Source organism: Nostoc sp. CmiVER01 (assembly GCF_034531135.2).
GTDB lineage: Bacteria > Cyanobacteriota > Cyanobacteriia > Cyanobacteriales > Nostocaceae > Nostoc.
On the sequence record NZ_JAVRBU020000021.1, the window covers coordinates 32,452 to 45,263 of the forward strand.

Sequence of the window (12,812 nt, forward strand, 5' to 3'; positions counted from 1 at the left end):
TAACTCAGCACTCTTAAAAGGATGACTCAGGTGGAAAATTCGATTTCTCAATCTATTGAGTTGAAACCAGGAAAAGCTGGAGAGCTTGACAATTTGCTGCATTTGCTAATCGAACTCAAAATTATCGAATCACCTGAGCAATCTTGTTCTTTATTACCACCAGAAAATGAATATATTCCAGAAGAAATTGAATTGCTGCAACTTGCTCCAGTGACATTAGAAGTATGTGAAGCTTATTTAGAATCGAATTTTAATGTTATTCAAAATATATCTAATTCCTCACAAACTACTCAAGAAGAATTAGAAAAATCTATTGAAATGGTTGCACAATTTGAGGAAAAATTAGATAACTCAGAGGATGCATTGCAAAAATTACGGGAAATATTGGTTGGATATGAATTAGCAGAAATAAATAATATTACAGCTAAAACTGAACAAAAATTAACAAAAATAGAGAATCAAATTTATGATTCAAAAGAGCTAATAAATCTCCTGCTACCGTGCATTTCTGAGCTTTTAAGGCTAAAAATTACAGAGTCGAAAGAGGAAATTGTCGAGATAATTGCTCCTATTCTCGATCAGACTATCCGCAGTCGCACTGAACAGAATAAAATTAGCATGGGTGAGGCGATCGCACCTGTTATTCCTCTGGCTATCTCCCAGCAGATTATTATAGCTCCGGAAGAAATTTCAGATGCGATCGCTCCTACAATGGGACGAGCTATAAAGAAGCAAATTGAAATTGAACAGAATATTGTTGTGGATGCACTCTACCCAATTATTGGTAGTACCATAGCCAAATATATGGCAGAGACAATCCGTGCCATTAACCAACAAGTTGAAGAAACCCTCAGCATAGAAGGCATCAAACGTAAAATTCGTGCCAAACTACAGGGAGTTTCTGAAGCAGAATTAATTCTTAAAGAAGCTCTACCATTTACAATTCAAGCCATTTTCTTAATTCATAAAGCATCTGGTTTAGTCATCTCAGATATTCAGCATTCTGATGTAGAGCAGCTAGAGGCTGAAATGGTAGCAGGAATGCTAACAGCAATTCGCAGTTTTGCCAATGATTGCATCAATCAATCTGGAAGCATAACAGAATTAGATGCAATTGAATATGGGACATCCAAAATAATTTTAGAAGTTGCAGGATATTGTTATTTAGCAATTGTTGTGCGTGGAGAACCAAGCAAAAATTTTATTTGCAAAATGCGGCAAATTTTTAGCATAGTTGTTAAGAAATATGGTGATGTAATTGAAAAATTTGACGGCGATCCAGATTTAATTCCTCTTGAAGTTCATACACTTCTAGAACAATTGAAAGATACAGATATTCAGGATACAAATAAAACAAAAATCTCACCTCTACTGGTATTAGGCTTAACATTTATCAGCACTATTCTCATTCCTTGGGGTATTTGGCAATACCGTAGTGGAGTTATACATGCCATTGAAAATAAAACTTCGTTGGCTCTAACTTCTGTTCCAGAACTAGCCGTATATCGGCTAACTGTACAAGCAGAACATAATAAATTAAAATTAACAGGACGATTACCTAATCAACTTCTTCGCCATAAAGCCGAGCAAATTGTTAAAATTACCTCTCCTAATTGGTTGATTGATAATCAAATTTTATTAGTAGAAGTACCAGCAGATCCTGTATTAGCTGCTGCTGAAGTCAAACGAATCACAGCAGTTTTAAATCAGACTGATGATATAGCAATTTCCGCTCAATACATCGCTGGTAAAGTAGCTATTGAAGGAACAGTCAACCGAATTGCAGATGCTCAGATTATTGCTCATGCATTTGAGCAAATTCCAGGCGTAAAATCTGTGTCTAGTGCAGTGCGAATACAACCCCCACACATTGAAGTTCGATTTTACTTTCAACCCGACTCAGCGAGTTTAATGAAAGCAGACGCACTACATAAAGTTCAACAGGTCAAGTTTTTCCTCAATCAGCACCCAAATAAGCATTTAAAAATTATTGGTTATAGTTATGACCGTACTGGCGTGAACAAATCTCAAAAATTGGCACTGGCGCGAGCAAAAGCTGTACAACAAGCACTGGTTAAATTAGGTATCGAACCATCTCGTCTACAGGTCATTGGTAGGACAAATTTACCACCAGGAATTGATGTAACTCACCCCTTATGGTTAAGTCGCTGTGTCGCTCTAGAAGTGATAAACAATCAATTTTAAGTTTGTAGTAGCTATGATTTATATAAAATATTCCCTACTTTAATTCAACTATGTCTACAATTTCTAAAAAAATATGTTTATTTGGTGATTTTGGTGTTGGAAAAACTAGTCTAATTCGCCGATTTGTTGAGTCTCAATTTAGTGACGAATATCTTTCAACTGTAGGAGTAAAAATCTCTCGTAAATTGGTTAGTGTTTCGGAACAAGACTTACAGCTAATAATTTGGGATATAGAAGGTAGTAATAAGTTTAAAGCAGTAGCAAAAAATTATTTTCAAGGTTCTAAAGGTGCTGTGATAGTTGGTGATGTGACACAAGCAGAAACGCTTCTTCATATCCAGGAACATATTCAAACTTTTTTAGCTGTTAATCCTAAAAGCTATATTGTTGTTGCACTGAACAAATCAGATATGATTGCAGCCGAATATTTAGAAAACATTCGTAAAATGTATCAATTCACCAATCAAGCTAATATATTAGACACGTATATAACTTCAGCTAAAACTGGCAATAATGTTGATAAAATATTTCAATTTTTAGCCACTCATTTAATTTAATTAAGATGAACTCATTTTTGATCAATTTATTATCTGTATGTGGTATTGAATATTTGATAATTGATGAAAACTTCAAGATTCTAGAGATGTCTTTGGGACTAAATCGTTTTGTCGATATTTCTAATGAATTGAAGCCAGGTCAAGATGTTCGGATTGTATTTCCTGAATTAGAGGGACTTGAAGATGTCTTTGATGCAATTTTGCAGAGAGAGCAAGATAATTTTGAATTAAAAGGAATTATGCGATCGCAAGATCCGGCTTTTCCTTTATATATTGATATTCGTATTACTAATAATATCACAGAAGATCATTTTAGTAATCGACTAATCATTGTTATTGAAGATGCGACAGAACGGATGGTTCTTGAGCAATCTTTATTTCAAGGTGCAAATGAAGCAAATCTTTTACTACGTAATTTAAAAGCTTCCAAACAATATATTGACCAAATTGTGACATCAATGGCAGATGCGTTGTTAGTGACAACGCTATCAGGTGAGATAAAAAAAATCAATTGTGCTGCACAAAAACTATTGCAATATAACGAAATAGAACTCATTGGTCAATCTATCACAAAAGTGATTAAAGAAGTCAAGAACTATCCATTAATAATTAGGGACATTGAAAGTATTGATACCTATAGTCAAGACATAAATTTTTTAGTAAAAGAGGTAGAAAGCATTTGCTATACCAAAAATGGTAAAACAATTCCCGTAGCTTTTTCATCCTCAATAGTAAAGACAGAAATTGAACATTTTCAAGGTTATGTTTACATTTTGCGAGACATGACTGAACGAAAGCAGGCAGAACTTGCTAAACAGGAATTCTTAGCGATGATTAGCCATGAGGTTCGGACTCCAATTGCATCGGTAATTGGTATGGCTAGTTTGTTGTTATATACTGAATTAGCTGATGAACAGCAAGATTTTGTTGAAACTATTTATAACAGTGGAAATTATTTGCTCAAAATTATTAACGATTTCCTTGACTTTTCCAAAATCCAGTCAGGTAATTTGGAACTAGAAGAAGAACCTTTTGGTTTGCGAAATTGTATTAATGAGGCTCTTTATATGCTTGGGCCTACAGCTAGAGAAAAAGGTTTAAAACTCACATTTTTAGATACTCCTGAACTTCCTAATACAATTGTAGGAGATATCACTAGACTACGCCAAGTCTTGATTAATTTACTCAGTAATGCTATTAAATTTACCGAAACTGGAAGCATAGAAGTTTCAGTTATAACCCGCAAGAATAGCGATATTAATCATTCTTCTACTGTAAATACTGACGAAATTCAGTTTAGTGTTAAAGATACAGGCATTGGAATTCCACGCGATCGCCTTGAACGTTTATTTAAAGTTTTCAGTCAAGTTGACTCTTCCATTACTCGACAGTATGGCGGTACGGGTTTAGGTCTTGCTATCTGTAAGCAACTGTGCGAGTTAATGGGTGGCAAAATTTGGGTTGAAAGTGAGCTTAGTGTAGGTAGTACATTTTACTTTACGATTGCCGCTTCTGTTATTCCAGAGGAGTCAGGAGCCAAGAATCAAGAGTTATTTTTATTGTCCGCACGTAAAAGCTACCCTGTGTCTTCTTACCAGTCTCTTAACCCCCATAAATTAAGAATCCTCTTAACTGAAGATAATCAAGTGAATCAGAAAATAGCCTTGAAGCAACTCCAAAGCTTGGGCTACAGTGCTGATGTCGCTAGTAATGGAAAAGAGGCATTACAGCTATTAGAACAAATTCCCTACGATTTAATTCTGATGGATTGCCAAATGCCAGTTCTCGACGGTTTAGAAACCACAAAAGAAATTCATCGTTGGCCAAAAAGTAGCTTTGTCACTGGTCGTCGTCCTGTAGTAATTGCGATGACAGCTAATGCCATGAAAGAAGACAAACAAATGTGTCTAGATGCCGGAATGGACGACTATCTAAGTAAGCCAGTAATGAAAGAAAAATTGGCTGCGGTGCTAGAGCGTTGGGGAGATGCGATATTTAAAGAAAAAGAAACAGATGCTTTGGAACAGACAGTTTCTCCAACAGATGTAGATTTATTTGACCTCCCAATTGATTGGAAACACTTGCATCAACTCTCAGAAAACAACCCAGAATTTGAATTGGAACTATTACAAATGTTTGTTGAAGATATTCAACCTCGTCTAGAGGTAATTAAAATAGCGATCGCAACCCACGACTATGATAAACTAGCGCTTGAAACCCATCAAATTAAAGGTGCTAGTACCAATATGGGAGTTACAACTATGTATCTGGCAGCAGAAAAATTAGAACAACTAGCGATCAATCAAGAGCGCCGAGGTACTACTAACTTAATCTCAGAGTTAGAGGAGTTTGTTCAACGCATCCAAGAATTTTTAAGCAGGACTCTTAATTCCTAAACTTTAATAATATTTACTAATAACTAAACAGTAACGATGATCTACTGTCGGCTCATAACTCAACTTGTCGGCAATAGCGGACATGATTTTTAAACCACGGCCGCGCTCTTGCTCATTCTCCTCAAATTCAGGTGTTTGTTGCAGTTGCTGCTCTAAGTCAAAGGGTTCACCTTGAGACCAAATGCGAATTTCTATATATTCATCTAATCGTACAGCTTCTATTTCAATAGGAGTTTCAATAGGTAAATTCCTGTGAGCATGTTCAACAATGTTAGTGAAGCCTTCTATCATTAGAGTTTGACATTGCCACCAAATTGTTTTATCGAGAATAGCTGGTTGATTCATCTGCTCGAACCAAGACAACACTTGAGGTGAGGCTGTCAGGTCTGTGTTGACTTTTAGATAAATTTTATTTTTCACTTTTTAACCAATAAATATTTTGAAACAATCATATTCGATAATGAATTTATTTAATTTGAGTATTTTCACTATACATTAAAAACTAAAATTAATATAACTTTAATAAAAGCAATTAATTACTTTTTATTCAACTTCGCTAAATTTAATTTATGTTGAAAATTCTGGTTATTGATGATGACCCTATAGTGCGAACAGTACTGAAAAAAACACTCCAAAATCAGGGTTACGATATTAGTGTCGCCAAAAATGGCGAGGAAGGAATTACACAAGCACAATTACTACGTCCTGCTCTGATTATCTGTGACTGGATGATGTCTCAATTAGATGGGTTAGAAGTGTGTCGTCGAATTAGAGCAGATCCACAATTAGCAACTACTTTTTTTATTCTATTAACTGCTAGGGGAGCAGCTCGAGGAGAGGAGGAAGATAGAGTTAAGGGACTTGATGCTGGAGCAGACGAGTTTGTTTCTAAACCAATAGAAATGAATGAATTGAAAGCACGGGTAAGAGCAGGGCTAAGATTACACCAGTTAAATCAGGATTTACAAAGTAAAAAAGAAGTTTTGGAGACACTAAATCAAGATTTACAAACCCAAAAGCAAATTTTGGAAGCAGAATTAGCTGAGGCTGCTGATTATGTGCGATCGCTTTTACCCTCACCACTTGTAGGAGCAGTAACTACAGAAAATCTGTTTATTCCTTCAGCACAGTTAGGGGGTGATTGCTTTGATCATCATTGGATCGACGAGGATAATTTGGCAATTTATTTGTTGGATGTATCCGGCCATGGGGTAGGTTCAGCCCTCCTATCTGTATCTGTGCAGAATGTTTTGCGATCGCAATCTCTACCGAACACTAACTTTTGTCAACCCAGTGAAGTCCTAAAAGCACTCAATCACGCCTTCCAAATGACGAAACACGGTGATAAATACTTCACAATTTGGTATGGAGTTTATCACCGCCTTAAACGTCAACTCATTTATGCTAATGCCGGACATCCACCAGCTTTATTGTTATCTAATACTTCAACAACAAGCATCCAAGTTGAACAGTTAAGTTCTTTAGATTTACCAATTGGTTTTTTACCTGATGTCCAATTTGAGGATGCTGTTTTTGATATTGGAGAAAACAGCACTCTATACATTTTTAGTGATGGTGCTTATGAAATTAATCAGTCAGACGGCAAAATTTGGGGTATTGATGCTTTCATTGACTTACTAACGAAATATAGCCTGAGAGATACCTGTAGCCTCAATCAACTATTAGCAAATATTCTCAGCTTAAATGCTCAAGATAATCTTGATGATGACTTATCTTTAGTAAAAGTTAACTTTGGCTAGGATGGTCAAATATGCATATTCAAATTTTGTTATTGTCTATCTGATTACTGCGTTGCCAATACTTGGCGATTGAATTCCTCTTGGTCAGCAAAGCTTTGAAAAATTCTATCCATTTTAGTCAATTCAAACAACATCCTGACTTGATCGTTAATAGAACAAACAAAAAGTTTACCATTAGCATTACGCACCATTTGCATTGCTGAGACCAAAGCACCTAAACCAGAACTATCGATAAACTTTACTTCTTTCATATCAAGTAATAAAATATCGACTCCATTTGCTAGAATACCGCTAATTTCACGACGTAGCTCATTACCTCTAATCCCATCTAAAATTCCAGATAACTCTAGTACTGTTACATTCAAATTCATGGTTTGTTCCCTTATTATTTTGCTTGAGAATATGTATTTATATTTTGGCATCGACCTAAGAAAACCGCAATATAAAAAACAATATTTTTGTGTTTTATACGTAATTATTTGTGTTTGAGCACTTGGTAATTATTATTTGCTATTGCAGTAAAAAAGCTCCCATTTACACATTGCCGGGAAATTTCAAAAGCTTCAAAATAACCATCTTTCTGACCTAACTCTCGTGCCCAAAAGCGAGATAAAACTAGTATGGCATCAAGTTGCATAAAAGCTTTGTTTAGCTCTGATTCGTAACAGCCAATAGCTGCAACTTTTTCCTCAATTACAGAGGTGATATCCACAAAAAAATTAGGTTCAAAACCACGCAAAAAAACAGGCGGCGCTGAATACCATAAAGATATATTTTTACGCGTAGCAACATTAGAAACTGCAATACCACACACTTCATGATCTCTATGTCCATATTTTTCAGGTTGTGGTGTATGAGTAATAATTAGATCCGGTTGCCAACGCCCAATAGCTTCTTCAGTAACTTTAATCACTGCTTGTGTTGAGAAATTGCACTCCTCAAGTGCATGAAAATCGTAAGTTGCACCGATGATTTTACCAGCTGCATCTGCTTCTTGATGACGTGTACCCTTAATAGGTGAACTAGAAAGACCGCCATCGGTCAAAATTAAGCAACGAACATTCCATCCTGCCTTTGACATCAGACTGAGAGTGCCAGCAGCAGGTAGAACTTCATCATCAGCATGAGCATAAACTGTTAAGACAGTTCGCTGACCAAATTTGTTTAAGTCTGAATAAGTGTTCATAGCTGTTTTCTTTCTAAAAGGCTACCATTTCATTACAGTCAGAAAACTCAAAATTAAAGCGTGATTGACTTTTGACTCCGCCTTGTAGTACTAGTCTCTTAGACTTCTTTTGAAGGTTGCCAAACAGATGCGCGAATAATAGCCCACAAAAGTAACAAGTTATAGATAGCCCATGCTCCATTGAGTAAATGAACCAAAGGATCATTTAAATGACCAATCGCAAAGCGATAAAGACTCCACAACATTCCTAAAATAGTGAGAGCAAAGACAACCAGCTGTGGCCAAACGAGCCGAAGATAAATTCCGGATTGGCGTTGCTTAGGCGTTACTTGGAAACTGAGTTTTTGCCCTGTAAACACACTCCATACCGCTTGGATTAATAAGGGGAATAAAGCGATCGCATATTGTTCAGAACGCCAAACTTCTCTAGCTGGAATCCCCCAAGTAGCAGCCAGGAAAGTAAGACGGTTGATAATAAAAGCTGGAAAAAAGTGTATAGCAAAGTCAGACCCATAGGTTCTAACTGGAACAATGTCCGTAAAAAAATAGATAATTGGACAAGAGATAAAAACCAGAGTTGCAAAACCAGAGAAATAACTATACATTGTCTGAAAATATTGCAACCTCTGCCAAAACATTAGCCCCGATTTTGTCAGGGGATTTTCTCTTACTAGTACTTGAATAGTTCCTTGTGCCCAGCGTAGCCTCTGTTTAAGAGTAGAACTCAAATCATCTGGCGCTAAACCTTCTGCCAAAAGTTCGTTGTGATAAATAGATTTCCAGCCAGCACTATGCAGACGCATGGCTGTATTCATATCTTCAGTAATGCTATTACTCGATACTCCACCAACTAAATCAAATTCATCTAAACGTTTTTCATCTTTGGCAAATTCATCAGCAAAATTTTGCAGTCCCACACTAACTAATGCTTCACGCCTTAATATCGCATTTGTACCCGTATAAAACGCAGAATTCATGCCATCTTTACCTTGTTGAAGTGGCCCATAAAATAAATTTGCTCGATGTCCAAAAGGATCTCCTGGAGGAATATTGTAAAAATCTTGGCGAGTTTGTACAAAAGCAATTTGATTCTGGTCGTATTTTCCTGTTGAAAGATTATAGGTGTAGAAATAAGGCAAAACTCGCTTGAGAAAATTTGGCTTGGGAATGTGGTCAGCATCTAGAGTAACAATAAAATTTCCTGCCGTTTCTCCAGAAAAAATTGCGTAATTAATATTGCCTGCTTTAGCATGATGCGCTACACCAGGGGTCTTGGGACGAGCAATATAGCGAAACCGAGAGAGTTCCACCAGTTCCAGTTCTTTTTTGCGAATAGCTGCTTCTAAGGCTTTTCGTTCGGTGGTTAAGCGTTCGCGTAGCGTCTTTGCAGGAGAATCGCTTATACTTTGATGCTGTGGAGGTAACCAAAGAATAAACTGTCGCAGACTTTGGACAAATTCGCTAGCAAACCGCTTCGCCTCTGATTCCGATGATTGCAGCCATTGTTCAGCAGCTTGAGTATTAGGTGTAAGATTTTCCAGTTGCTTCAGACGCTCCAACAAGCTAGAGTGTTCTGCATCAATTCGATTCGCTTCTCGTTGTAGTTGTGGTGACTGCAAATCCTCAATACACAATCTTTCTGTCATAGCTCGTATATCAGCCGAGTTACCGTCATCCAGTACATAAACGCATAATTTGGTTGGCGGATAATCTATTGCTAGAGCAGCTTTGGCAGTTTCTTCTACAATTTCCGGCGGCTCGTTGTAGCAGGTGATAAATATATCCACTGTTGGCCAGTCCGATCTGGGTATAGATGGGATCATCTGGTCGAGAGACTTAATCTGTCGCACTAAAGGACGCCACAACCCAATTACAAACATTACACCACCGAAATAGCTATAAATTTCTGCTATCAGCAAAGGAATTGAGATCCAGAGCGCATCAAAATTGATGGAATCGGTGATGCGCCATTGCAAATACCAAATTCCAAAAATTAAATTTATTTCTGCCAGGTAGCGAAACAACAGCGTTCTTTTTTTGAGTGATGAACGACTGTTACCGGAAAAGTTTGAGGAATTATCACTAAGAGAAACTGAAGTCATGTTAGTACCAGTAATTAAAACAATTAGAAGTTGACCATTTAAAATTAAAAATTAATTGCTTTAAGTTTTAATTTTTAATTTCCGAAAAGTTAAGCACTAGTGGATGTCTGCCTCTAGCTTGGTAAAGCAGACTTTCTAAAATACTCGCATTTGTATTAATATCAACTGAAGCATTAACACCTAATTTAGAATTTTCATATCGTCCTGAAAAATAGCCGCGATTTTTATCGGATAGATTTTGAGTAAAGTTTCGCAGCCTTTTGGTGTAAGGATCATCTGGCATGAGCGCAAACCAAGAAAATGCTGCTTTTGTACTGATAAACCGCAATTGAGGATAGGCTTTTCCTCCAGTGTTAACGGCTTGCCAAGGTTGACCATTGGCGTAGACACTGTAATATAAAAAGTAAGGAGGACGATCTAAAGAATCTTCATTTACAGCAGTTATAATTCCAGTGCGTTTAAACCTTTGTTGTTGCACTTTGAAAAGGTTTTGTACTTGAGATTTAACAGCATCATTCCAACCCATTTCTAAACCCCAAAGTAAATAAGGATCATTCGTCAGGTAGTTAGTAGCTCCAGAGTTTTTGAAATTACGCTCGTCGATTTGTAGTTTAATTCCATCTATCTCAACGGTTTTTACTGGTGGATTGGAAAGAGCATTTGCAGCTTGAATATTCCACAGCTTTAAACTGTGAGCAGCGTATTGCTCGTAGCCTAATCGTCCTTCTTGCACTTCCAGAAGTTTGCCTGCTCTAGGAATGGCACCATTTAACCAACCATCTTTGACAAGTTTCGATGTATGCCAACGAGCAACAATGCGATTAATACGATCGCTATATTCTGGATAATGCGATCGCATAACATGCAATCCTAATAAAAATCGCGCCATATCCAAAGCTGACCAACCACTTGTACCCTTGGGATCGGGGGTGTCATTGAGTCGGCGCATTTCGGCAGTATGGGTGCTGTAAGCTTTGTTAGGCAAACCAGTTGCAGGTAGCGGCAGTTTTTCTAACGTTTGTAGCAATGTGTTCATCCGCTTTTGGAAAACATCTTGCGGCAATAACCCTAACTGGTAAGCCGCATGAATTCCTAGTAAGGCACTACCTTGATCCCACCAAGTTGTCCACGGCAAGTTATCTACCGAATTTACTAAACCTGTTTGAGGATTCCAGTTACGCTCAAAATATTTCCAAGCTCGTCCCGCAGCAATTTTATCCGCTTCTTGAGTCAATCGTGGTAAAGAAGTTGTGGGCGTTGGAGTAGCAGGTTTTTCTGGCGTAGCGGTTGGTTTTGGTGGCGTCGGTTTTGGTTTTAGTGGTAGTGGCGTGACTATCGGAGCAATCGGTTCTGGAACGGTTGATGGCGTTGGTGTTTGAACATCAGGATTAAAGTTATTAGGGGCAGCAATAATCATAGATGGCGTAGGAGAACATTGCCACGTCGCCGGACTTGGACAAAGCAGGGGTTGTTGATTTGCCGTTGCGTACAAAACTGATTGCAAAATCATGCTTTTGATGCCGCTTATTGCCATTTATATCTTCTTTGCCAACTCAGCAGGCGATAAATAGCCGAAAGCTGGATTATTTACCGCGTCTTTATAACCAGCAGATTTGCCGCTATTGCTGTTAATTGCCCAATCACATTCCTTATTAATATTGAAATAAAGAATAGCTCTTACACCCATCCCACCTAGCTGAGTGTAAGAGTCTCGTAACCATTGGTCTTTGCCACTGTTGGGCAAACCATTTTGCGTATTACTCGTACTAGCTGTTTGAGCGATGAAAATCGGCTTACTGCCAGCCATAACCTTCATCCGCTTGATATATGGTTCAAAAACCTCTTTTGGACTACTCCAATGTTTCCAAGCAGAATTACTACAATACCCCCAGTTGTACGAACTAAAGGCAACGACATCTACCGATTTGTCCCCAGGATAGTAATTTTCAAAGCGATGTTCGTTGTTTTCACTCCAACCATTAGGTGCAAATACCCAACGGATTGCCTGTGAAGATACACCAGCTTCTTTAAATATTTTTTGGATACGTTGATAAGCTAACTTAAAGTTTTGTGGGTCTTTGCTGTATGCTTCTCCGGGAATGTTCATCTCTTGCAACGGAGCGATAAACGCAATACGACCGTCCCCTCGTTTTGTCCAGTCAGAGTATGCTTTTGCCACTTTTTGCAGAGAACTATCTATGTTTCCCCTAGCAATCTGCGCTGCTGAACGAGTGGATTTGAGATTAATAAAGGCTGTGTATCCGTTTTGCTTGAGTTGTTCTAGAGAAACTGGAATATTGTAAGCGGGATTCGAGTCTTCGATATCAAAGAAAAATCCAGCAATAGAATGGCGCTTACCAACCCATTGATCGACTTGACGCAGTTGGCTATCAATTGTACTTTTATTTCCGATGTAATCTGGAGTGTACAGCCCCAGTAGTACAGGAGGATTGGAAGTTGTTTGGTTTAATTTACGGTTTTCGAGCTGCTTTGAGGCATCAGCGATCGCCATTAAATTTTTACTCGCAAAGATGCTTCCTAGTAAAATTAGCATCATCAGCGCCAGTCGTACCTTGTTCATAGATTTGAAGGAATAACCTGGGATT

At 37.7% G+C, this 12,812-nt stretch carries 10 protein-coding genes; 4 read left to right on the plus strand and 6 right to left on the minus strand.

The genetic code is table 11. The features are described 5' to 3' along the window. The first annotated feature begins 21 nt into the window (after positions 1–21). Genes RMZ43_RS29960 through RMZ43_RS29970 form a run of 3 tightly spaced genes read left to right on the plus strand, consistent with a single transcriptional unit; the run spans position 22 to position 5,158 of the window. Entirely contained in the window at positions 22–2,205 is a 2,184-nt protein-coding gene (locus RMZ43_RS29960; protein ID WP_322652400.1) for an OmpA family protein, read from the plus strand. A 50-nt stretch (positions 2,206–2,255) separates the two neighbouring features. Beyond that, positions 2,256–2,762, plus strand: coding sequence for a Rab family GTPase (locus RMZ43_RS29965; protein ID WP_322647801.1), 507 nt, complete (start codon positions 2,256–2,258; stop codon positions 2,760–2,762). Positions 2,763–2,767: 5 nt separating this feature from the next. Then, positions 2,768–5,158 carry an ATP-binding protein gene (locus RMZ43_RS29970; protein ID WP_416212409.1) on the plus strand — a complete coding sequence of 797 codons (2,391 nt, stop codon included), beginning with the start codon at positions 2,768–2,770 and terminating at the stop codon, positions 5,156–5,158. Between the two features lie 3 nt (positions 5,159–5,161). Here RMZ43_RS29970 and RMZ43_RS29975 read toward each other — a convergent pair whose 3' ends face one another. Next, on the minus strand, positions 5,162–5,578 hold the full coding sequence (locus RMZ43_RS29975; protein ID WP_322647799.1) for an ATP-binding protein: 417 nt from the start codon (positions 5,576–5,578) through the stop codon (positions 5,162–5,164). A 149-nt stretch (positions 5,579–5,727) separates the two neighbouring features. Here RMZ43_RS29975 and RMZ43_RS29980 point away from each other — a divergent pair, with 149 nt between their 5' ends. After that, positions 5,728–6,918 carry a SpoIIE family protein phosphatase gene (locus RMZ43_RS29980; protein WP_322652398.1) on the plus strand — a complete coding sequence of 397 codons (1,191 nt, stop codon included), beginning with the start codon at positions 5,728–5,730 and terminating at the stop codon, positions 6,916–6,918. A 44-nt stretch (positions 6,919–6,962) separates the two neighbouring features. Here RMZ43_RS29980 and RMZ43_RS29985 read toward each other — a convergent pair whose 3' ends face one another. The 5 genes from RMZ43_RS29985 to RMZ43_RS30005 form a co-directional block, all read right to left on the minus strand. After that, positions 6,963–7,289 (minus strand): STAS domain-containing protein, encoded by a 327-nt coding sequence (locus RMZ43_RS29985; protein ID WP_322647797.1) that lies wholly within the window; start codon positions 7,287–7,289, stop codon positions 6,963–6,965. A gap of 104 nt (positions 7,290–7,393) precedes the next feature. Continuing rightward, positions 7,394–8,104: a PIG-L deacetylase family protein gene (locus RMZ43_RS29990; RefSeq protein ID WP_322647796.1), complete on the minus strand. Its 711-nt coding sequence runs from the start codon at positions 8,102–8,104 to the stop codon at positions 7,394–7,396. Positions 8,105–8,202: 98 nt separating this feature from the next. Then, positions 8,203–10,206 carry a glycosyltransferase gene (locus RMZ43_RS29995; protein WP_322652397.1) on the minus strand — a complete coding sequence of 668 codons (2,004 nt, stop codon included), beginning with the start codon at positions 10,204–10,206 and terminating at the stop codon, positions 8,203–8,205. Positions 10,207–10,273: 67 nt separating this feature from the next. Further along, positions 10,274–11,740, minus strand: coding sequence for a DUF3131 domain-containing protein (locus RMZ43_RS30000; protein WP_322652396.1), 1,467 nt, complete (start codon positions 11,738–11,740; stop codon positions 10,274–10,276). Then, positions 11,741–12,787 carry a hypothetical protein gene (locus tag RMZ43_RS30005; RefSeq protein ID WP_322652395.1) on the minus strand — a complete coding sequence of 349 codons (1,047 nt, stop codon included), beginning with the start codon at positions 12,785–12,787 and terminating at the stop codon, positions 11,741–11,743. Between the last annotated feature and the right edge of the window lie 25 nt (positions 12,788–12,812).

Coding starts and splice junctions, on each gene's coding strand:
- RMZ43_RS29960 (WP_322652400.1), top strand. CDS start 22: ATGACTCAGGTGGAAAATTCGATTTCTCAATCTATTGAGTTGAAACCA.
- RMZ43_RS29965 (WP_322647801.1), top strand. CDS start 2,256: ATGTCTACAATTTCTAAAAAAATATGTTTATTTGGTGATTTTGGTGTT.
- RMZ43_RS29970 (WP_416212409.1), top strand. CDS start 2,768: ATGAACTCATTTTTGATCAATTTATTATCTGTATGTGGTATTGAATAT.
- RMZ43_RS29980 (WP_322652398.1), top strand. CDS start 5,728: ATGTTGAAAATTCTGGTTATTGATGATGACCCTATAGTGCGAACAGTA.
- RMZ43_RS29985 (WP_322647797.1), bottom strand. CDS start 7,289: ATGAATTTGAATGTAACAGTACTAGAGTTATCTGGAATTTTAGATGGG.
- RMZ43_RS29990 (WP_322647796.1), bottom strand. CDS start 8,104: ATGAACACTTATTCAGACTTAAACAAATTTGGTCAGCGAACTGTCTTA.
- RMZ43_RS29995 (WP_322652397.1), bottom strand. CDS start 10,206: ATGACTTCAGTTTCTCTTAGTGATAATTCCTCAAACTTTTCCGGTAAC.
- RMZ43_RS30000 (WP_322652396.1), bottom strand. CDS start 11,740: ATGGCAATAAGCGGCATCAAAAGCATGATTTTGCAATCAGTTTTGTAC.
- RMZ43_RS30005 (WP_322652395.1), bottom strand. CDS start 12,787: ATGAACAAGGTACGACTGGCGCTGATGATGCTAATTTTACTAGGAAGC.